This is a genomic window from Massilicoli timonensis (assembly GCF_900199515.1).
Taxonomy (GTDB): Bacteria; Bacillota_I; Bacilli_A; order Erysipelotrichales; family Erysipelotrichaceae; genus Massilicoli; species Massilicoli timonensis.
Genome location: NZ_LT963434.1, coordinates 41372 through 62593, shown reverse-complemented (window position 1 = coordinate 62593; position 21222 = coordinate 41372). Strand labels below are relative to the sequence as shown.

Sequence of the window (21222 nt, the reverse complement as noted above, 5' to 3'; positions counted from 1 at the left end):
TTCCTCCAATCGTTTTTTATTGCGGCGGTCAGGTATGGAATGTTTTGTACCTGTAACCGCTACGTCGTGTTACCGTCTGTGTTTTGCGTACTTTTTCTGTTTCCTATTGAGGAAAAGGCTTGCGATAAGGCCAATCATTCCTGCACCCATGAGAGCAAAGTACAAAGCTGGATTGCTTTTATCACCAGTTTGGGGTACGTCCGAATTGCCCGACTCACTCGGATTTTCAGGGTCGCTGGGTTCCGGGTCGGTCGGTTCTTCCGGATCTACCGGTGGTTGTTCCTCGTCCGCTTTGTAAACTGGTGTGGTTGCCCTATCCTCCTGCGGATCTAACGGATTTGTGCCGTCCGGGTTGTCCGGGTACTGTGTTTCGCCGTCCTTTGGATCGGGGGAATAGACAATGGTTTTGTCATTCCCTTGTTTATAGATCCCCTTGACGTTGGACGCTTCGGCAATGTTTTCATACCCTTTGCCATCGTCTGTGGCAGCATTGGACAAGATTTCAATGTCCGTTGCTACTACAGCACTAAAGGTAATCGTCGCAGTTTCTCCGACTTTGACGGTGATGTTTACGCCTACCTTATCGGTAAGGTCGCTGTTCCTTGTTGCACCCTCTACTTTGGTTACTTTCAAATCAGTAAATTTGTCCGCGTCAGTGAATTTATCCGTTACGTCCATCGTAAGCTCACAGTCGCCGGTGTTCTTAATGGTTATGGCATACTCTACCGTATCGCCTTTTTCTAAACCATACTGGTCTGTTGTTCCGGGCTTTAACTTCGCCAGAGTGAGACGGTTTTTGTCCATTGTGTAGGACAGCTCTGGGATTTTGATATTCACAAAGTCCGCGCTGGTCGCCGGTTCCGCTTTTCCCTCCGTTACCTTGTCCGCTTGGGTAACGCCGGAAATGCTTTCCTGTTCGGCCTGCCAGCCCTCGATTTTGTTTTCGGTCACTGTGTACTCGGTGCCCTCGTCCAGACTGCCGATGATAACGCTTTCGCCGCCTTTCAGCGATACCTCAAAGCTACCGTCCTTATCCGTTCCGGCTTCGCCGTCAATGGTATAGTCGCCGGTATAGGGCTGCCCGTCTTTTTCAAGCGTTACCGTGAAAGAAAATTCCTTGTCCTTATCTTCCTTTGCACCGCCAACTGTTTCCTTTGTAATCTCAAAAGAACTGGAAACCTTGTCGCTCTGTGTTGCCGTGGCGTCCATTTCAAATTCAGCGGAAACCTCCACATGAGCGTATTCCGTGACCGCCTTTGACCGCCTTGTTGATAAATTCCAACGCCGCTTCTTCTACTTCTTCTACGGAACCTGTGAAAGTTTCCTCCATCCCCTGTTCCGTAATCGTGGTATTGTTGCCTTTGGTACGGGTGACGGTCAAGGATTTTAATGTACCCTTTTGCCCGTTGACTTCCGGCAGGATAATTTGTAAATCCAGCCCAGCCGGGTCTACGGTTATACTTTGTCCGGGGTTATTCGGGTCGGGCATAGTGAGCATACCCCCGCCAATGGCAAACACGCCGTTGTCGCCTAAATCATGTTCTTGCGTGGTGCTTCCAGTATTTTCCGTCACCTTGCTGCCTGTTTTAGAAGCGAGTGCAATCGAGCCGTTTTTCAACGTCAGTGGGATTTTTTCAGGATTTAGCTGGTGTCCCACCGGCGCGGTAATCTCTTTCAGGTAAAATTTTTCGCCTTGCAGCTTGTCGTTGGGAATGGAAAAGGCTCCGTCGTCGTCGGTGGTATAGCTGCCGATCAGCTCGTCTGTTCCGTCCCGGTACAGGCCGTATGTCGCGCCCGGCAGGACTTGATTCGTTTTCGCGCTGGTCTTGGTGAAATCAATGCTAAAATCCGATTGCAGCGTCCCTTTTTCCACCTTGCTTATGATTTGGGTGGCAATGGGGAGCAGCCATTCCCTTGATTTGCTATTAGGCGTTACATTGCTTATTATTGCTTTTTGCCAGTTGACTTGTAGTACGCCGCCAGTGCTCGCATTAACTTGCGAAAACCCTCCAAAACCGAAACCGGTCGATTTGATATGATTCAAAATATATAAATGGTCTGTATTGATTTGGGTACGATCAATCTCAGCATTGGTTTTCGACAGGTTTTCATAAAGGTCAAAATTTGTCGTCACAAATTGACCGTCTTCAAAATATAAACTAAGGGGTGCTTCATTTATTGTGGCATAACCGTCGCCAATTTGGATGCTCGCATCAATATTTGCGTTAAAATCGGGGGGTCTCCCCGGTTGAGATAAAGGTGTATACTTCGGAAATAAACCCTGCATCGGAAAAATCGGGAAAATCCAAAGCGCCTCCGAAATTTTCAGGAAACTTCGTTGCCGGATTCCCGGCGATATATACCTCTGTATTTCTGTACTCAAATCTTTTTCTTACATCGCCATAATAATTTTGTTCTTCCACTGCGATAGGTGTGAGGTCGTTAATCTCGTTGTTCTCCACATGCACTTCCAGCGCATGGCGCAGGTTGGGGAACCCTACCAGCGATGTAATTCCTCTATCCCTTGCGTCAATAACGCCGGTGAAGTTTTGCAATACATCTTCCAACGTATCGTAGCTTTCAATGGTTTTACTGGTATCGCCGTAGTAGTCCCCGTAAAAATTATCCGTATCTGCCATAATGGATTCTGCAATCGCGTTGGCAAAGTTGATGTCCTCGATCAGTCCCTCGTTCACCAAATCCTGCCCGGTGAATGAGGTAATGCCTTTGGGCTGTATCGCCTGTGCAAATACCGACACGGGGATAACCGTCAGGCACATCACACAGCAGAGCAACAGGCTTAACAGTTTCTTGTCTTTTTTCATTGTCATGATACATCTCCTTTTTTCTGTTGCAATAAAGCAGCAACCGTAATAGAAGAAAGTTTGCTTTCCAGCTCGTCCTGCAAAACACAGTAGAACTGCCTTACCGGGCAGGTTTCCGTTGCAAAGCGGCTGCAATATTTGTCCTTCTCCAAATAGCGGTTAATTTTGGCCGTGCTTTCCATGGTTTGAATAATGTCCAGCAGGGAAATATCGCCCGGCTTCTTATTCAAAGATATACCCCCGTAAATCCCCGTGCTGGTCGTTACAATCCCCGCCGCTGCTAATTTACGGACGATTTTCAGCACATAACCGTAAGGAATACCCATGCTGCCGGATATATCCCTTGAAGCCGCAAAACCGCCTGTCATTCCCAAATAAACAACAATTCGGATTGCGTAGTCTGTTGTGATATTAAGCTGCAACATATCCCTCCTTTGCAAAACTCAATCCACACTGGTCTTGGTTTGATTTTTAGACAAACAAAGGCGCGTCGCGTCCGTGATAGTTTCTACACGGGCGCAACACGCCTAATAAGCTATTAAATAATGTAACTACGTAAAAAAGGGCGCAAAAAAGCGCAGACTTTACCTTACTGTCTGTCTGTCTGTCTGTCTGTCTGTCTGTCTGTCTGTCTGTCTGTCTGTCTGTCTAATTGTCGCAACCATCTGCATTGCTGTCAACCCCTTTTCGCTTTTTTTTGGCAAGATTTCTCTCCCAGTGTTATTCTAACATTTTTTACACCCTTTTACAACCAAAATTTTACAGTTTAAGTAGAAAATCAATCAATTACTAAGAAAAACTACATCATTCATTTGTGACATAGGACTTCTTACGTTTTTCTTTATTGTGTTTTCGCTGCTTTGTCATTCGCTCATTTCCATCATTCTTGAAAAGTTTTTTACGACTTCTCTTTTCATGTGTACGCCCTCATTATATGGAATATTTGATACACTTATAAGATAGTGTTTTATCCTCGCATCGCTTATGTGCGCTTTCTTAATATCTTTCAATATCTCATATGAAAAAAACGCATCCGTCTGTACCAAGAGGTTGATCCGTTTTGTTTAAGGAGAAAAAATGCACTGCCGCTTGATCACCGCGGCAATGCATTTTTACTGTTCGTTTTTACAGCGGAATGACTGACAGGCAGTTTCCGAAAAACAGTGCGGTTGAATCGCTCGATCGCAGGTAACCGAAATGGTCTTTGCCTGGCAGCGATCATCATCTGTGTGGAAAACACAGGAATGCACGTTACATAAGATTTCTGTTTTCATCTTTTTACGACCTCCTGCCTGTAGTATGCGCAGCGTTTTCGCATTTATTCCTCCTCATAGAGAATGAGTGCGGAAAAACAGTAGATCTGTTCTTGTTGTAAGGCAAACGCACAAGTGGAAAAACGAATTTCACAGATCTTGGGCGCGTTGTCTTCAATCCACGCATTGATCGCGTTGGTGAGGTCGTCTTCATGCTGTTCGTCAAATACGATTACTTTCATGTCTCAAGTATGCGCTTAGTCAAAAAAGAATGTTGTCGAAGCAAAGAAAGCATCTAATGTTTTTTGGGTTTGCGCCGATACGCCGACTAAGGGCAGCCGCAGCACATTCTCACATTCTTCCCGCTTGGATAACAGGTATTTTAACGGCGCCGGACTGCTTTCCATAAACAAATGCCGTGCATAAGCCTTGATCTGTAAATGCAGAAGCGGATCGATACAGCTTTGCTCATACTGTTCCATCAGCTTTTTGATCTGTGGCAGGATCAGATGGGCACTGACTGAGATGATGCCCTGCATGCCTTCCTCTAACCCTTCCAGCAGCATTTCATCCTCTCCGCTGTAAATCGTAAGATCACAGTTTTCTTTGACTTTCCTGATCAAAGCGAAATCACTGCTGGCAAACTTAAGCGCCTTGATAGTTTCATGATCGTGCGCCAGACGAATGATCGTTTCCGCTTCCATTGCGACGCCGCAGCGTGCCGGTACCTGATAAAGCATGATCGGCAGTGTAGTTGCCTGTGCGATCGCACTGAAATGACGATATAGGCCTTCCTGCGATGGTTTATTATAATAAGGGGTTACTAATAACACGCCGTCGATCGCTTCCTTTTCGACTTCCTTGCATGCCGCAATCGTCGCTAATGTGTCATTGCTGCCGCAGCCATAATAGATTGCTGCTTTCCCCTTTACCTGGGAGATGACAAAGCGCAGGATCTGCCTGCGTTCTTCCTTGCGCAGCGTCGGTGTTTCAGCCGTAGTGCCGCATACGATGAAGCCATCGCATCCTTCTTTTAGTAAACGTCTGATCAGTCTTGCCATGCTCATGTAATCGATCGAGCCATCCGCATGAAACGGGGTAATCAGCGCAACCATGCAGCGTTTAGTCATCGCTTTCACTTCCTAACAAAAGCGGCTGCAGCTGCTCGTTATGAAATGCCGCATCCAGTGTCTGTTCCAGTTTTTGCCAGTCGGCGACAATGCTGCGTGGCTTTGCGGACGGCGCATCCTGACGAAAAGGCACCGCATAAAAATGCTTCATATTCAATAGACGCATCAAATTGGTACCGGAGATGCCCAGCCCGTCATTGCTCGCAAAGCCAAACACGATATTTTTCTGATTGCGGATCATCGCTTTGGCCGCCAAGGTTACCGGACTATCGTAAAGGCCATGCACCATGCGCGTACACATCGTTGCACTGAGCGGTACGATAGCCATGATATCAAAACGATCCTGCGGTCCTAATACCTCTGCCTGCAATAAATCATCAATGATCGCTTTTCCGCTGATCGTGCGCAGTTCTGTTAAAAAAGCTTCTCTTTCAAAAAAACGCGTGGACAAGTTCTTTACATTTTCACTGATGACAAAGGTAATATCATTATCCACAGCCAGCTTGCGCACTTCTTCCAAAACCGCGCGGTGATTACAAAAAGAGCCGCTGATACCGATCAAGATTTTTTTATTCTTCATGCACTTTCCCCCATATCCACTCAAATAAGATGTTACCGGCGCTCTTTGCCGCAAAGATACTCGGAATGCCCAGTGCTTTTACATAAGGAAAGCCAAGCTTCCCCGCTGTATGTGCGTCCACTACCTTGCCGCTGGCAATGTCGATCAAAAGCGGATGATGCTGCTGGGCGTACAGCCATGCTTCATCAATGATCTCGACCGGCGCAGTTATGATCACCACATCGCCCGCTTTGCTTTGCTTCCATGCTTCGATCGTTATCTCATCTTCCCCTTGCGCCGCTCTTCTCACATAGCGATGGCGAATGCCCAACTGACGCAATAATGTGCCGAATGCACTGCCGCATATGCCCTTGCCGATGATATCGACTTTTAATGCAAAGATCGAAGTCGCAGTATGATCGATCATATAATATAAGATTCCCTCAGCCGTTAAGATCGCATTTTGTTTCTTTAACGCTTCCTCCTCCATGTAATAATAGATCTGATTATCGAGCTGATCTAAAAAAGGACAGCGTGATCCTGCGAAGATCATTCCCTTTTCCGCCTGTTTCCAAAACGCCTCATCGCTTTTTACCAGCGTGTTTGGAAAACACAGGTTTCCTTGTGCATCGACTGCACGGACCGGCAGCACCAATACATCAAACCCTTTTATCTCATGAAGATCGCTTGTTTCATTGATCAAAATGGTTTCCACATAAGAAGCAAAACGGTAATACACTTCCCGCATCCGATAATCACTTCCCATTACCACTACTTTCATGTCTATGCCTCCTCACATTGCTATCGTATGTAGAAAGGCGGGCAATGTGCCTAGAAATAAAAGAAGATGCGTATAATAAAAAGGAGCATTTGCTCCTAATGCTGGCGGATAACGGAATAATTGCGTTTCCCCCGCTTTACCAGATGCAGATCATCCACTAAAGCATCTGCTTTGGATATGATCTGATTCTCATCCTGTACCTTTACCCCATTGATCTGGATCGATCCCTGTTTCAGCCATTCTCTTGCTTCACGACGCGAAGCGGCCACCTTGCCGTTTACCAAAAAGTCAATGCATTTGATCGCATCATCGACATCTACCGCCGCAAAGCTTTTCAGCGCATCTCGACGCTCTGTTAAGTTCAAAGCTTTTACATCACCGCCAAATAAGGCATTGGTAATGCGCAGCGCCGTTTCATAAGCTGCTTCCCCATGCAGAAACGTAACCACTTCTTTTGCCAGAGCTTTTTGCGCTTCCCGCATATGCGGCTGCGTTTGAACCGCTTTTTCCAGCGCTTCGATCTCCGCTTTTGACAAGAAGGTCAGTTTTTTCAGATAGTCGATCACTTTTTCATCTTCGCTGTTTACCAGAAACTGATACATTTCATAAGCAGAAGTCTTTTCCTGATCCAGCCATACCGTTCCCGCTTCGCTCTTGCCGAATTTCGTACCGTCCGCTTTGGTGATCAGCGGCATCGTCAAACCATAGCAGGCGACATCCGCACCATGCTTCTTGCGAATCAGCTCCAAGCCGGAGGTAATGTTTCCCCACTGATCCTGTCCGCCTAACTGCAATGTGCAGTTGTAATGTTCATACAGATGTAAAAAATCCAGTGACTGCAAGATCATATAAGAAAACTCAGTATAGGAAATCCCGCTTTCCAAACGCCTTTTTACCGTATCCTTGCTCAGCATATAGCCGACGTTGAAAAACTTTCCATAATCCCGCAGATAGTCGATCACAGTAATGTCTTTGGTCCAATCTAAATTGTTTACCATCGTAAAACCGAATAAACGCTCGATCTGCTCGCTTAATTTTTCATAGTTGTGCCGCAGAACTTCTTTGCTCAGCATATTGCGCTCTCCGCTTGCCTTCGGATCACCGATAAAGCCGGTTGCTCCGCCGACCAGCATGATCGGATGATGTCCATGCTCCTTTAAGCGCTTCGCACAAAGCAAAGAGGAAAAATGACCGATATGTAAACTATCGGCAGTCGGATCGGTGCCGATATAGAAGGTCAGCCCCCCCTGATTCAGCTTTTCTTCCAGTTCGGGGCTGGTGACATCATTGATCAGTCCTCGCCACTTTAATTCATCATACAATTTCATTTCTTTTCTTCCTTCCTTTTCCATAAAAAAACGTCCCTTTCTAAGGACGTCTGTAACGCGGTACCACCTTATTTCATATGATTGCTCATATGCGCTCTTGTCTGTAACGTAAGACCTACGGCTTTACTTTGCATAAAGCTGCTCCGAGGTGTATTCCCAAAACTTCCTGAATGATTTTCACCGGCCATCATCTCTCTATACATTTCATTTTGGTACTCTTTCTCTTCATTGCATGTACGCTAACAGTATAACCTGTTTCTTTTATTTGTCAATCCTTATTTGGTGGACTGACGCGGTGTATAGATGCTGAACATCTCCAATTCTTTTTCAAACGGCTCACTGTTCTCCGCCAGCATCTTGGTAATCATACGCATTGCCATCGCACCCATGTCATAATCCGGGATCTTATAACCGGAAATCTGCGGACGCGCCATCGCATTGTATTTGCTGTCAAGGATACAAACGACTTCCATCTCCTGTGGAATCGCAATCGGCTGCGCCTGCTCTTTGGCTGAATTCAGCACCGCCAGCGCTTGTGAATCACGATACGTCAGCACCAGCTGATGACGCTTTTTGGCAAAATACTCTTTCAGATACAAGTAAGAGGAGCGATATTCCTTCGGAATCTCAATGAAGTTGTCATACTTCATCCCCCGTTTTTCAAAAGCCTTTGTCAAACCGCTTAACATCTGCGCGATCACCTGCGGATTTTTGCGGTCCTCCACCAATGCGATATCATGCACGCCGCGATCCATATAGCTGTTTACCAGATCATACACCAAGCTTGCATAATCCACATAGACCGAACCGATCATATCATCGTGCATCTTATTACCGATCACAACGATCGGCACCTGATAACGCGTTAAGGTATTCAATTCATCCTTGCATAATTTATCATTGAAGATCACGACGCCATCCACTCTTGACTTGATGATCGTTTCAATGATCTCATTCATCTCGGTGATCCCTTCGGTGGCGGTATGTAAAACAATATTGTATTTATAGATCTTAGCCACATCGATCAAACCGTTGATGATCTGTCCGGTGTAAAAGAAACTAGCTTCCGGCACGATCAAAGCGATGGTCGTCGTTTTCTGCAACGCCAATCCCTGCGCGATCGCATTCGGCTTATAGCCCAGCTTTTCAATCGCTTCCTGCACTTTGACCCGCGTGTCTTCCCTTACGACATCACTGCCGTTGATCACACGGGAAACCGTCGCTAAAGAAACATCCGCTTCCTTCGCAACATCATAAATCGTAATTCGCTTCATACCTCTCCTTCTTCCCGCTACGTGCTCATTTCCGTAGACTTTTACTCATTATCTTCATCTACCGAATGTTCGATGACCTTGATTTCCACCTCGTCATCTTCTTCCTTTAACAGTCGATTTAAGCCCTCGTAAGCATAATCCGCCGCTTTCAGCGTACCTCTTTTCAATTTCTTGATGCCGCTTTGCACCTTTTCATCTGATTTGATCCGCTGTACGCCTGCTTTCGTTTTTTCCAGTGTCTCCTGTACCGGCTCACTGTTCCATACCTTTGCTACGCCGTCTTCGCTCTTGCGGATGACCGTCTGTACTTTTTCATGCTCCATCAGGTCTTCTACACCGTCTTCCAAACGATCTACGACGTTTTTCGTAGTCTTGGCCAGCTTCTCTTTGCTCTGTGAAAATACTTCGCTCCATTTTTCCTTATTGATCTGTTTCATAAAACGGCCTCTTTTCTTTTATTCTGAAACATCTTCATCCTGCTGAGACATTTTGTGATCGGGATTTACCTTAGCCTTGATCCAGTCACGGATCAGTGATAAATTCTCCAGTACCGCCACTAATGCCGAACGCACCAGATTGCGGCTCACATCATGGATCTGATCCACTGTTTCACTTAATTCATTTAAGGTGTGCAGCGGTCCATCCAGCGCATTGATCTGACGATCGGCACTGCGCAGCGTCTTTGACAGATCATCCATCATCAGCGTGCTTTTCTTGACCGCCTTAATCGCATGATAAAGCAAAACGATCAAAAAGATCAAAGCGACCACCGCAACGATCGGCAACAATACGCTGCAAACATTGCTTGCGGCCTCTACCAGTAAATCTAAGCCCATACAAACACCTCTCTTGATTATTCTACACTTTTTTGAAAACGATTACAACAGTATTTGAAAATTTAATGAAACTCTTTCACTTTATTCTTAAACTTATAAATATCCTTGCTGCTCATAAACAGATATACTGCCGGTCCATGCGCCGCCAGTTCCTTTGCAGCCGCCTCATCCTCAAGGGTGATATGACTGCCTTCGATCTTTTCCGCCAGATCCGCGATCGTAATGGAAATGCCTTCCTCATGTGCCGCATTTTGTGGAAAATGGCATAAAAACACTTCATCTGCCTGCTTTAATTCTTCCGCAAAGCGATCCATAAAATAATAAATGCGTGAATAACGGTCCGGCTTAAAGATCGCAATGATCTTGCGGTCCGGATATTTGGTACGTGCCGCTTCGATCATGTATTTGATCGCCGTCGGATGATGCGCATAGTCATCAATATAAACATTGCCGTTTTTTTCCTCGATGATAAAGCGGCGCTTTACCCCGCCAAAACCGGCGATCGCATCCTGAAGCAGCTTTGCGCTCAGTCCCTCCATGATGCCGATGGCAATGACGCCAAGCGTATTCCAAAGCAGCGGTTTCCCGACAAAAGGAAAATCAAAATGACCGAACAAAGCGCCTTTGTAATAAACATCATAGGAAGTGCCGTCTTCTCTTTCCTCCACATTTTGCGCCCGCACATCGTTATGCTCGTTTAAGCCGTAGTACAGATGCGCGGTTTTTACCTTTAGCTGCATGACGTTTTCATCATCGCCGAATAAAACGACGCCTTTTTTTACCTGATTGGCAAAATCCTCAAATGCCTGACGATAAGAAGTCAAGTCCGGATAATAATCAACGTGATCGAGCTCAATATTGGTGATCATCGCATAATCCGGATGATACGCCATGAAATGACGCTGGTATTCGCATGATTCCAGTACGAAATAATGACTGTCCCGCGGCATTTTTCCACTGCCGTCCCCGATCAGATAACCGGTAGGACGCACGTTTTCCAACACATGCGAAAGCAAGCCGGTCGTCGTCGTTTTGCCATGCGTGCCGGCAACCGAGATCGATACATATTCTTCTAACAGCTTGCCCAGAAACTCATGATAATAATAACAGGTAACCGACGGCAGCGCTTTTGCCTTTTTCACTTCCACATTGTCATCGCCAAACGCATTGCCGATGATCACGGTCATGCCCGGCTGAATGTTAGTTTCATCAAATCCGGTAATCCTGATCCCTCTTTCTTCAAGAGGCTTCTGCGTAAAGATATATTTTTCAATATCCGAACCGCTGACCGTTTCACCGCGATCGGCGACGATTTCCGCAAGCGACGCCATGCCGCTGCCTTTGATTCCGATAAAGTGATACATGCCTTATGCCTTCTTTCTTTCCTCATCATCAGGATCATATGCGCTGAACGCATGCTTGACGATCTCATCTTCGCCAAACAGCGAAAACTGTAAAACATCATCGCTTTCCACCGGCACATCTTTTACCAGCATCTGATCCAATGGTATATCGACCAGTGTTTCCTCTACGATTTCCGCACGCTCTGCTTCTTTTTCCTTAACGGCAAGCTCGCTTTGCGCCGCATCGCTCATCGCTTCCAATTCCTTTGCGCCATACATCGGTGAAATGATCGTTCCTAACGGATTCTGTTTCTTCGGCGATTTTCCTTTGCTTTGAGAAATGCCGTCCTGTACCTTGCCAGTGCCGTACATCGGTGAAATGACCGGCGCCACTTCATATTCCTGCTTCGGATTACGCTCTAACGGTTTGCGCTTAACGCTGCTTTTCGCTTTCGGTGCATCAGCCGTGATCGAGCCGAGATGATGCGCAGCCGGCATGCTTTCCACCGGTTTCGCCGCTTCTTTGTTTTCTTCCATACGCATAGAAAGCTCCACCTGTTCCTGCGGCTCGCTCTTTTTTGCTTCTTGGGCAAAAACGACCGGTTCCAGTTCATCTTCCGCGATCACTTCATCTTCCACTTCTTCTTCCTCAAACAAATATGATGCGATTTTCTTCAATACGTTCATACACTCTGCTCCTTTGTCATTAAGAATGGAGAACCAATGGTTGCTGCATCATCAAGGATCAGCAATCCCTTTCCTTTTTCTTTATCAAATCCCAGTTCATAACGGCTGCACAGCATGCCTGCCGAAGCAACGCCGCGCACCGCTCCGCTGCGGATCCATTTGCCATCCGGCATCACTGCCTGATCCAGCGCTGCCACCACATAGCAGTCTGCTTTCACATTGATCGAGCCGCATACGATCTGCACGACATCATTTCCGACATCTACCTCACACACATGCAGATGATCGCTGTCTGGATGAGGCGTACAGTTACGAATATAGCCCACCACGATACGCGGTGTAAAATCATGTACCAATAGTGGAAAGCCATTTTCCCGCAATTCCTCGTTGATCCGCTTTAACAGCGCTTCATCCATCGGCTGATAGCCGTTATGCTCACTTTGAAGATCCATCGTGATATTGTACCCGATCAAATGCATTTGCCGATCATATAAAGCACACACATTGCCGCTTTGTTTTGTAGAAGCGATCATTTCCTCGCTCACTCTTACCAAAACGGTATGCGCAAATGCCTGCGGCACATAAAATACTCTTACGATGCTCATGCCAAACCTCCTAAAAACGCTTCGACTTCCGCTCTGCTCTTACGTAAAGCGGAGACCAAACGCGCACACTCTTTCCCATCGCGATAAGCGATAAAGCTCGGGATCCCTAAAACTGCCAGCCGCTCACACAGCGATGGAAACTGATCACGGTTCACATAAACAAACTCGATCTGCTTCCACTCGGCGACAAGTTCTTCCATAAATGTCTTTAAGAACACACAATCAGGACACCAGTCCGCAGAAAACAAAAACACCTGGATCCCTTGCTTTTCACACAGCGTTTCAAACTGTGTTTCCTTCGTTAATGCCGGCATATATTCCGTAAATGCTTTCAATTTCATCATTCCTCCTAATCCGGCGTGTCGGTTTCACGATGATCAAAATCGATCAGATAGCCTTCTTCATCAAAGGTATCCCGCATCTGCACATCGCTTTCTTCATCACTTCGATACGCGTCATATAAAGAAAAATCCGCAAGTAACCGTTCTTCTTCTATTTTCAATGCACCCGCCATCTTTAACATGACTCTGGCATATTGATCGGCACAAGATCTGTCTACGATCGTAAAGCCATCCATATACTGCGTTTCAAGTGCGATCGCCACTGTATCCGCATCATTTTCCAATACCTTACAGGTAAAAGGATAAACGAAGCCGTCCAGCATCTGGTAGTACCCCGAAAAAGCATAGCCGCCTTCGATCGTTTCATAGCTCGCATGACCGAGCAGTTCTTTCAGCACTTCCTGTTCCACCTCTTGTGCTTCCCTTTGCGAGGAGGAAGTCGCCGCTTCGATTACCGCACGGCTTTTGAAATTCATAACGATCGTATAACCGTCCTTTACCAGCACCTCACTGAAAAGCGTACTCTTTCTTCGCCCGATGTCCGGCGGCAGATAGTAGCCGTAATATTGTTTTTGTTGATTGATCGCAGGATAAGGATCCTCTTTTGCCTGATTGAGGGCAAAGCGAATCTGTTTTTCCATCGTTTCCGCTTTCGCACATCCGCTCAACAACAGTACAAGCAGCACCGCGATCACTTTTTTAGACCACATTCCAATATCACCGTCCGCAACATATACGAAATCATTATACCATTATTTGCAAAGAAATTATCATAAAAATGAAAGAAAATAACTTTTTTTCATCATTTTCTTTTCCTGATAAAAAAGGACCACCTTAATCAAGTGATCCCTGCTGCCGTAATTGAAACACCGCCCGGTAGATCGGCTGTCCCTTTTCCATAAAGCGGCGCTCATATTCGGTAATAACATCTTCTTCATGAATTGCTCTGCGAAAATCCACACTGACATCCGCTAAGCAAAAGCCCTCATTTTGAAATTGTAACAGTGAAAACTCAAACAGATCGCTGTTATCGGTTTTCATAATGATCTGTCCCTCGCTGTTTAAGATCTGCTTGTATTTTGTTAAAAAGCCGGCATGCGACAATCTCCTTTTATGATTGCGGGTCTTGGGCCACGGATCCGAAAAGTTGAGATGGATCACATCGACTTCTTTCGGGGCAAACCATTCGGTGATAGTAGCCGCATCGCCATATATGAATCGCATATGCGATTCTTCTCCCTGATTCACATAATTGCGCATTGCCAAAGCAGCGGCGCTTTCGTTTTTTTCGATACCGATCCAGCCGCTTTCGCTGTAACGTTTCCCCATCTGCACCCAGTAATCACCTTTCCCGCAGCCGATTTCCACATGCAGTGTTTCTTTGTTTAAGAGCTGCTTCCATTTTCCTTTCATCGTTTCCGGTTCTTTGATCAAGTGCGGCTGCTGCTCTAAGAAATCATGTGCCCACTTCAACCGCCGCATTCTCATGCTGTTTCTCCTGCCAGTGCGGCAATGCTTTCCGCATAGATCGCCATCGCCATCATCAGATCGCTGATCTGGATCCCTTCATCTTCCTGATGTGGTCCACCGATCTTCATATTCACATTTTGATTCATGTTTGGCAGTTCCGGTCCATATGCCACAAACTGATCGAAATTGCGGGCATAAGTGCCGCCGCCGATCGTCATGATCGGGGTCGTTTCATCACCGCTGTGCTTGCGATAGATCGCTTCTAAAGTCGATACCAGTTCCGATTTTGGATCGACGTAAAGCGGTGCAGAATCATTTGATACTGCAAGTGTCAATGCAAGCGTGCCTGCCTCTATCTGTTTTGCGATCTGCGCTTTCATCTGTACGGCATCGACATCGATCGGATAACGGATATCATTGACGATCTTGACCTGTCCTTCTTTGATCTCGATCACCCCGGTATTCAGCGTCAGAAAGCCCATGCGCGCACCTTCTGCCGCAATTCCCAAACCGCTTCCCTGCCAATCGCCGAAGAGCGCATAAATTGCTCTTGCGAACGCGTCATCATAAGCCGCTCCGATGAAATTCAACAAGTGCAGGCCGGCATTGACGCCGTGAAAAGGCGCCATTGCATGGAAAGGCTTGCCTTCCATATAAATACGTACGCTGCCGTCTGCTTCACGCCGCAAATTCCCATTTAACTGATGGCTCTTCAAATAAAAAGAAAATAATCGTTCCTGTTCTTCGCTCATTGCATGGACCGTAGCATTCGCTTTGCCGATCACGATATTCGGACGACTTCCCGCCTCCATCGTTTGGATCACCGTATTGACCTTGCCGCTTAACGTAAATACATAAATACCTTTTTCTCCGTAGATCAGCGGGAAATTGGCATCCGGTACAAAGCCCATCGTCGGGATCTCACCATGTTCACGGTAATACTTCATGCACGCCATACCGCTTTCTTCATCACAGCCATAGATCAGCATGACCTTGCGCTTCAACTTGATCCCAGCATCCTTGATCGCTTTCAGCGCATAGTAGGCTGCCATGCCCGGTCCTTTATCATCTAATGCACCTCTGCCAAACAACACGCCGTCCACCAGTTCGCTTCCATAAGGATCACGGCTCCAGCCATCACCGATCGGCACGATGTCCAAATGTCCCAGCACACCGACACTTTCTTCTCCTTCCCCATAAGTGATCACGCCGGCATAGCCGTCAATATCCTGTGTCGCAAAGCCATCACGCTTCGCCATCGCTAACATTTCATCCAACGCCTCTCGGCATTTCAATCCAAACGGCGCATTTGGTCTTGCTTCCATCTTGACACTTTCCACTGCCAAAAGTCTTTGTAGATCCTTGATCAGATCGTTTTCATAAACTGCCGTTGTTTCCTTCCAATTCATTTCATTCACCTCTTTTTACGTTATTCTACCACACTTTCCTGTATTTCACTACGGCGCAAAGCAAAAACTGCCGACAGTTATCGTTTTTGCCATAGAAAAGCACCTGCTTTATGATCGGGAAAAGCAGCTTCTTCCCTTATACTCACAAAACAGATGCTTATTTTCTATTTATGCTTCTTTTGCTTCACCTTCTGAAACTGTCGTTTCTGCTGTTTCTTTTTTCGGCTCTGCCTTCTTTTCCTTTTTCGGACGTTTTAACAGCGCTTTGGCAGATACATTGACCCGGCCTTTGTTGTCGATCTTGATTACTTTGACCTTCACCTTATCACCGAGTTTCAAAGCATCTTCTACCTTTTCCACACGTTCATGTGAAATCTCAGATATATGAAGCAGGCCATCTGTGCTTGAGAACAGGTGTACGAACGCACCAAAGCTTTCGATCCTTACGACTTCGCCTTCAAACACATCGCCGACTTTAGCTTCTCTGATCACATCTTCGATCATCGCCGCCGCATGTTCGATCGGTTCTTTGTCCATATGATAGATGATCACTTTACCATCATCTTCGATATCGATCTGAACATCATTACATGCCTCGATGATCTGATTGATCATCTTGCCCTTAGGACCGATCACATCAGGGATCTTATCCACCGGAATATGCATCTGATGGATCTTCGGTGCATAGCGTCCGACCTCGCTTCTTACTTCGCTGATCGCAGAAAGCATGTTTTCCAAAATCTGCGCTCTGCCGATCTTTGCCTGTGCCAACGCTTCTTCAAAGATTTCTTTGGACAGACCATCGATCTTAATATCCATCTGCAAAGCGGTAATGCCCTTCGGCGTACCGGCTACCTTAAAGTCCATATCGCCAAGGTGATCTTCCATACCCTGGATATCGCTCAAGATCGTATAGTGTTCACCCTGCTTTACCAATCCCATTGCAATGCCCGCAACCGGCGCACTGATCGGAACCCCGGCAGCCATCAGCGCCATCGTTCCCGCGCAGATGGAAGCCTGAGAGGAAGAACCGTTTGATTCTAATACTTCCGCTACCAGACGGATCGTATAAGGGAAGCGTTCTACGCTAGGAATGACCTGCGACAGTGCGCGTTCTCCCAATGCGCCGTGTCCGATCTCACGACGTCCCGGAGATCCCATGCGTCCGGTCTCTCCTACCGAATACGGCGGGAAGTTATAGTGATGCATAAAACGTTTGGATTCTACTTCCGTTACATCGTCAATGATCTGATTATCGTTTAACGGTCCTAAAGTACATACGGAAAGCACCTGTGTTTCTCCGCGTGTAAACAATGCCGAACCATGCACTCTAGGCAAAATATCGACCTGTGAATCCAACGGACGAATTTCATCCAGCTTACGGCCGTCCGGACGAACCTTCTCAACCGTGATCAAGCGGCGTACTTCTTCCTTGGTAATATCATGACAGATCTCTTTTACAAACTTGATCGTCTGTGCTTTGCTCTTTTCACTTTCATATTCTTTGGCTTCATAATGTTCCACCATTTCCGCTTCCAATGCGTCGATCGCATCATAGCGTTCCAGTTTTTCATGAATCTGTACTGCTTTGACCATGCGTTCCTGCACGAGTGCGCGCACTTCTTCATTCAATGCGGCAGGAATCTCATATAATTCGATCTGCCGTTTTGCCTTACCGGCAGCCGCCACGATTTCTTCCTGAAATGCCACCAGCTTTTTAATATGTTCATGTCCGAACAAGATCGCACCCAGCATCGCTTCCTCACTGACTTCTTTCGCACCGGCTTCTACCATGTTTACCGCATATTTCGTACCGGCAACGTGCAATACGATATCCGTGCGCTCCATCTGCTCCTGCGATGGATTGATGACATATTCGCCATCGACCCGACCTACGATCACACCGGCAATCGGTCCATTGAATGGAATATCCGATAAGCACAGCGCCAAAGAAGCGCCCAGCATTGCCGTCATCGCCGGGTCACAGTCCTGCTCTACTGATAAAACGGTATTGACCACCTGCACCTCATTGCGAAAACCATCCGCGAAAAGCGGACGAATCGGACGGTCGATCATACGCGCCGATAAGGTCGCATGCTCGCTCGGTCTGCCTTCTCTTCTCAAAAAGCCGCCCGGGATCTTTCCTACCGAATATAATTTCTCTTCAAAAGTTACGGTCAGCGGAAAGAAATCAATTCCTTCCTTTGCCTGCTTGCTTGCGGTCGCAGTCGATAAGACCACGGTGTCGTTATAACGCACCAATGCGCTGCCGCCCGCTTGTTTTGCGATCTCGCCTGTTTCTACGGTAAGCGTACGACCACAAAAATCCATCGAAAATACTTGTTTAGCCAACTTATTCACCTCATCATCTTCTTTTTTAATTTACGTCTGTATTATCATACCACACAACCGCTCTAATTGGTAATAAAAATATTGATTTTACACACTTTGTCTTCTAAATATTCTAAAACCCGGTCTGTCTGTCATGCCTTTTTCCTTGATCATGCGCTGCGCATTTTCCTAAAAATTACGCTTTGATACAAAAAAACTCCCTGATGGGAGCTTTAGGAAACCAACTATTTACGCAGACCTAAACGAGCGATCAGCTCACGGTAACGATTCAAGTCGTTTCTTTTTAAGTACGCTAACAGATTACGACGACGTCCGACCATCTTCATCAGACCGCGCTGTGAATGATAATCGTGTTTGTGTTCTTTCATGTGTTCAGTCAGACGGTTGATCTGTGCAGTTAAGACCGCAACCTGTACTTCAACAGAACCGGTATCGCCTTCAAAACGCGCGTACTCTTTCATGATTGCCTGTTTTTCAGCTTTTAATAACATTTTCTTTTTCCTCCTGTTCAATAGTCGTTTCTTACCGAGCAACCGGTCGAAGGGAGCCAAGCCCCCAGTAAGAAATCTTCTATATTCTACAATAGACCATCTTAAAATGCAATAGCTTTTTGAAACCTTTTGTTCCTCTTCCGCATACTATAATAATAGACAAATCAGGAAAGAGGTAACGATAAAAACCGCGGCATCATGAGCGAAGCCGTCCGCCAGATTTGTATCGAAGCATTTGCGCTTCTTTCGATCACTCGCATCAGCGCCGATGAATTTTCGCCAAATATCGCATCTCAAAAAGTGCTGCTGCACAATCATTTCAAACAGGAAGGCACCTTAAAATGCCGTCTGTAAAAACACCGAAACTATGTGTGATAAAATCAAACATGTACTGTATCACAGAAGTAAATACAGCGGGTCGGGAGTTTTTCACTCTCGATCCGCTGCTTTTTCAATGAAACAATCATTCAAAAATTCTGCCGGTGTCATAATTGCTGGATTTTTCACGCCAGACTCTAAAAAATCCTTATCACCGGTAAGAAGAACATCGGCTTTTGCCGCAATCGCTGCCCGCAGGATGGGACGGTCATTTACATCCCGGATCTGCATTTCCGACACGTTTTCATCTGTTGGAACTGAAACTAATTCTAAAGTCAACAAAGCTAACGAAAGAAACCTATCCAGAGCTGCGAGGCGGTTTGGGAATTTCTTGTTGAAGATCCGTTTCATTTCATCCACGTTCTGTTCACAGATTAGACCATGATTGGGATGTGAGGTTGCTTTTACATACGCCTGAAACGGTTTTCCATTAGCGCTTAATGCCGCAGAAATAAGAACGTTGGTATCTATCAAAACCCTCATTCCTTTTCATCCTCGCTGCGCAATTCTTTGACTAGCGCCATCACATCATCTTCCGAAGTCAATCCGGTACGTTCTGCATCGTTAACCATTTCCTGCTGAAGCATTTGCATGGCGTACACAGCAGAATTAACGATACGGACAGAGTTTCCTTCCACCACAAAAGTAACTCTGTCGCCGCTTGCTACACCGAGAACGGCACGAACATCTTTCGGGATCGTGATCTGTCCTTTTGCCATAACTTTGGCATTGTCCACAAACGTTTTTGTTAACATAGGTCTGCACCACCTTTCTAGAAATATGGAAATCCCTACTTTCCCTACTTCCATTATACGCAGAAAGACTAAAAAAATCAATGTAAGTCGTTGTAGTTATTTTTTGCAACAGCACAGAACGTAAGGTCGTAGATCTTTATGAGCTTGATCAAAAGTCCTTGACAGTTCATTTCTGGTGCTGCACCATCATTTCAAACAGGAAAACACCTTAAAATGCCGTCTGTAAAAACGGCATCTTCTATGATCTGCTTTTATTCGGCAAACTGAAATAAGCGCATTCACGTACAGAAGTTCTTTGCGCTGATGCGTTTTTTACATGAGTGCCAACAGCACTTCATGTAATAGATGTAATCCCTGTGGTGTGGTCTTGATCCGATCCCCTTCATTTACCAGCAGTCCTTGTGCCGACAGCTTTGCATATGCTTCTTGATACACATCGAAAAAAGAACAGGCAAAGCGATTTTCAAACACTGACAAAGAAATGCCGTCACACAAGCGTAAGCCCATCATCAAAAATTCAAACATTTCCTCTTCTTTGCTTAATGTGATCGTTTCTTTTGCCCGCATTCCTTTCAGATATGCCATCAGATTTCGCTCATTATCATAACGGATATGTTTTTCTTTCCCACTGGCGCCGCATCCGATTCCATAAAAATCATCATAGTGCCAATAAGCCAGATTATGTCTGCTTTCATAACCGGCTTTGGCAAAGTTGGATACTTCGTATTGCCGATAGCCGTGTTCCGTTAAAAAAGCGATCGCCCATTCATATTCATCCGCTTCCAGTTCATCATCGGCTTTCTGCACCTGCTTTCTGCCATACAGGCTGTTTGGTTCAATGCTGAGTGCGTAAAGAGAAATATGCGGCACATCTAATGCAACCGCTTCCCGCAAAGTTTCCTGCCACTTAGAAAGACTTTGATCGGGCAAAGCATAGATCAGATCGATCGACAGATTCACCAGTCCGTGCGCTTTGCACAATTTGATCACCTCGTGCACCATTTGCACATTATGACGGCGGTTCATCGCTTGTAGCAGCGTATCATCCATGCTCTGTACGCCGATCGAAAGACGATTGATTCCATATTTCATGCAAATGCGCAGCTTTTCTTCATCAAAACAGTCCGGATTGATTTCCATCGTAAACTCCTCTAACTGCGGTGTCCGAGAAGCAATTACCGCAAGCAAGCGTTCCAGCTGTGATGGCGATAAAGCGCTGGGCGTGCCGCCGCCGATATAAAAAGTCTTTAATGAAGCAAGATCCAACGCTTCCAGATCTGCAGACACCTGTTTTAACCACTGTTCCTGCAGCGTTTCACTGCTTCCATAGCGAAAGAAATCACAGTATGCACAGATGCTTTTACAAAACGGCACATGAAGATACGCACTTTCTACCATGCCATGC

At 46.1% G+C, this 21222-nt stretch carries 26 protein-coding genes and 1 other annotated feature; of the genes, 1 reads left to right on the top strand and 25 read right to left on the bottom strand.

What is annotated here, in order from left to right; translation table 11 throughout:
- Nucleotides 1-69: 69 nt before the first annotated feature.
- The 22 genes from C1712_RS02300 to rpsO form a co-directional block, all read right to left on the bottom strand.
- Complete coding sequence (locus tag C1712_RS02300) at nt 70-1209, bottom strand: DUF7601 domain-containing protein (RefSeq protein WP_102266436.1); 1140 nt, start codon at nt 1207-1209, stop codon at nt 70-72.
- A gap of 7 nt (nt 1210-1216) precedes the next feature.
- The gene (locus tag C1712_RS02295; protein ID WP_146003301.1) at nt 1217-2287 is read right to left on the bottom strand and encodes a prealbumin-like fold domain-containing protein; all 1071 of its coding nucleotides are present in this window, start codon (nt 2285-2287) and stop codon (nt 1217-1219) included.
- Nucleotides 2226-2831, bottom strand: a complete 606-nt coding sequence (locus C1712_RS02290) for a hypothetical protein (protein WP_102266432.1) — start codon at nt 2829-2831, stop codon at nt 2226-2228. The genes C1712_RS02295 and C1712_RS02290 overlap by 62 nt, the downstream gene beginning before the upstream one ends.
- On the bottom strand, nt 2828-3247 hold the full coding sequence (locus C1712_RS02285) for an RrF2 family transcriptional regulator (protein ID WP_102269702.1): 420 nt from the start codon (nt 3245-3247) through the stop codon (nt 2828-2830). The genes C1712_RS02290 and C1712_RS02285 overlap by 4 nt, the downstream gene beginning before the upstream one ends.
- Before the next feature lie 690 nt (nt 3248-3937).
- The gene (locus tag C1712_RS02280) at nt 3938-4099 is read right to left on the bottom strand and encodes a DUF1540 domain-containing protein (protein WP_102266430.1); all 162 of its coding nucleotides are present in this window, start codon (nt 4097-4099) and stop codon (nt 3938-3940) included.
- Nucleotides 4100-4143: 44 nt separating this feature from the next.
- Entirely contained in the window at nt 4144-4320 is a 177-nt protein-coding gene (locus C1712_RS02275; protein WP_102266428.1) for a sporulation protein Cse60, read from the bottom strand.
- A gap of 15 nt (nt 4321-4335) precedes the next feature.
- Nucleotides 4336-5208, bottom strand: coding sequence for a 4-hydroxy-tetrahydrodipicolinate synthase (gene dapA, locus C1712_RS02270; RefSeq protein WP_102266426.1), 873 nt, complete (start codon nt 5206-5208; stop codon nt 4336-4338).
- Complete coding sequence (locus C1712_RS02265) at nt 5201-5788, bottom strand: dipicolinate synthase subunit B (RefSeq protein ID WP_102266424.1); 588 nt, start codon at nt 5786-5788, stop codon at nt 5201-5203. Before C1712_RS02265 ends, dapA begins: the two co-directional genes overlap by 8 nt.
- Complete coding sequence (locus tag C1712_RS02260) at nt 5778-6548, bottom strand: hypothetical protein (protein WP_102266422.1); 771 nt, start codon at nt 6546-6548, stop codon at nt 5778-5780. Before C1712_RS02260 ends, C1712_RS02265 begins: the two co-directional genes overlap by 11 nt.
- 95 nt (nt 6549-6643) lie before the next feature.
- On the bottom strand, nt 6644-7876 hold the full coding sequence (tyrS, locus tag C1712_RS02255; protein ID WP_102269700.1) for a tyrosine--tRNA ligase: 1233 nt from the start codon (nt 7874-7876) through the stop codon (nt 6644-6646).
- 39 nt (nt 7877-7915) lie between these two features.
- Nucleotides 7916-8114: a binding site (T-box leader), on the bottom strand.
- 37 nt (nt 8115-8151) lie between these two features.
- Entirely contained in the window at nt 8152-9150 is a 999-nt protein-coding gene (locus C1712_RS02250; protein ID WP_102266420.1) for a LacI family DNA-binding transcriptional regulator, read from the bottom strand.
- Between the two features lie 41 nt (nt 9151-9191).
- Nucleotides 9192-9587 carry a hypothetical protein gene (locus C1712_RS02245; RefSeq protein ID WP_102266419.1) on the bottom strand — a complete coding sequence of 132 codons (396 nt, stop codon included), beginning with the start codon at nt 9585-9587 and terminating at the stop codon, nt 9192-9194.
- A gap of 18 nt (nt 9588-9605) precedes the next feature.
- On the bottom strand, nt 9606-9986 hold the full coding sequence (locus C1712_RS02240) for a histidine kinase (RefSeq protein WP_102266417.1): 381 nt from the start codon (nt 9984-9986) through the stop codon (nt 9606-9608).
- Nucleotides 9987-10048: 62 nt separating this feature from the next.
- Nucleotides 10049-11350 carry a UDP-N-acetylmuramate--L-alanine ligase gene (murC, locus tag C1712_RS02235; protein ID WP_102266415.1) on the bottom strand — a complete coding sequence of 434 codons (1302 nt, stop codon included), beginning with the start codon at nt 11348-11350 and terminating at the stop codon, nt 10049-10051.
- Between the two features lie 3 nt (nt 11351-11353).
- Entirely contained in the window at nt 11354-12016 is a 663-nt protein-coding gene (locus C1712_RS02230; RefSeq protein WP_102266413.1) for a hypothetical protein, read from the bottom strand.
- Nucleotides 12013-12621, bottom strand: coding sequence for a YtpR family tRNA-binding protein (gene ytpR / locus C1712_RS02225; protein ID WP_102266411.1), 609 nt, complete (start codon nt 12619-12621; stop codon nt 12013-12015). The genes C1712_RS02230 and ytpR overlap by 4 nt, the downstream gene beginning before the upstream one ends.
- The gene (locus C1712_RS02220; RefSeq protein ID WP_245858040.1) at nt 12618-12962 is read right to left on the bottom strand and encodes a thioredoxin family protein; all 345 of its coding nucleotides are present in this window, start codon (nt 12960-12962) and stop codon (nt 12618-12620) included. The genes ytpR and C1712_RS02220 overlap by 4 nt, the downstream gene beginning before the upstream one ends.
- 8 nt (nt 12963-12970) lie before the next feature.
- A complete protein-coding gene (locus C1712_RS02215) occupies nt 12971-13672 on the bottom strand; it encodes a hypothetical protein (RefSeq protein ID WP_102266409.1) in 702 nt (233 codons plus the stop codon).
- A 124-nt stretch (nt 13673-13796) separates the two neighbouring features.
- Nucleotides 13797-14450: a tRNA (guanosine(46)-N7)-methyltransferase TrmB gene (gene trmB, locus C1712_RS02210; RefSeq protein ID WP_102266407.1), complete on the bottom strand. Its 654-nt coding sequence runs from the start codon at nt 14448-14450 to the stop codon at nt 13797-13799.
- On the bottom strand, nt 14447-15841 hold the full coding sequence (gene pepV, locus C1712_RS02205) for a dipeptidase PepV (protein ID WP_102266405.1): 1395 nt from the start codon (nt 15839-15841) through the stop codon (nt 14447-14449). The genes trmB and pepV overlap by 4 nt, the downstream gene beginning before the upstream one ends.
- Before the next feature lie 168 nt (nt 15842-16009).
- A complete protein-coding gene (pnp, locus tag C1712_RS02200; protein WP_102266403.1) occupies nt 16010-18193 on the bottom strand; it encodes a polyribonucleotide nucleotidyltransferase in 2184 nt (727 codons plus the stop codon).
- 224 nt (nt 18194-18417) lie between these two features.
- Complete coding sequence (gene rpsO, locus C1712_RS02195; protein WP_102266401.1) at nt 18418-18684, bottom strand: 30S ribosomal protein S15; 267 nt, start codon at nt 18682-18684, stop codon at nt 18418-18420.
- A 195-nt stretch (nt 18685-18879) separates the two neighbouring features.
- Between rpsO and C1712_RS12530 the strand changes: the two genes are divergently transcribed.
- Nucleotides 18880-19038 carry a GNAT family N-acetyltransferase gene (locus tag C1712_RS12530; protein ID WP_337554080.1) on the top strand — a complete coding sequence of 53 codons (159 nt, stop codon included), beginning with the start codon at nt 18880-18882 and terminating at the stop codon, nt 19036-19038.
- Between the two features lie 75 nt (nt 19039-19113).
- Here C1712_RS12530 and C1712_RS02190 read toward each other — a convergent pair whose 3' ends face one another.
- The 3 genes from C1712_RS02190 to hemW form a co-directional block, all read right to left on the bottom strand.
- Nucleotides 19114-19545 carry a putative toxin-antitoxin system toxin component, PIN family gene (locus C1712_RS02190; RefSeq protein ID WP_102266399.1) on the bottom strand — a complete coding sequence of 144 codons (432 nt, stop codon included), beginning with the start codon at nt 19543-19545 and terminating at the stop codon, nt 19114-19116.
- On the bottom strand, nt 19542-19817 hold the full coding sequence (locus C1712_RS02185; protein WP_102266397.1) for an AbrB/MazE/SpoVT family DNA-binding domain-containing protein: 276 nt from the start codon (nt 19815-19817) through the stop codon (nt 19542-19544). The genes C1712_RS02190 and C1712_RS02185 overlap by 4 nt, the downstream gene beginning before the upstream one ends.
- Before the next feature lie 312 nt (nt 19818-20129).
- Nucleotides 20130-21215: a radical SAM family heme chaperone HemW gene (gene hemW / locus C1712_RS02180; protein WP_102266395.1), complete on the bottom strand. Its 1086-nt coding sequence runs from the start codon at nt 21213-21215 to the stop codon at nt 20130-20132.
- Nucleotides 21216-21222 lie beyond the last annotated feature (7 nt).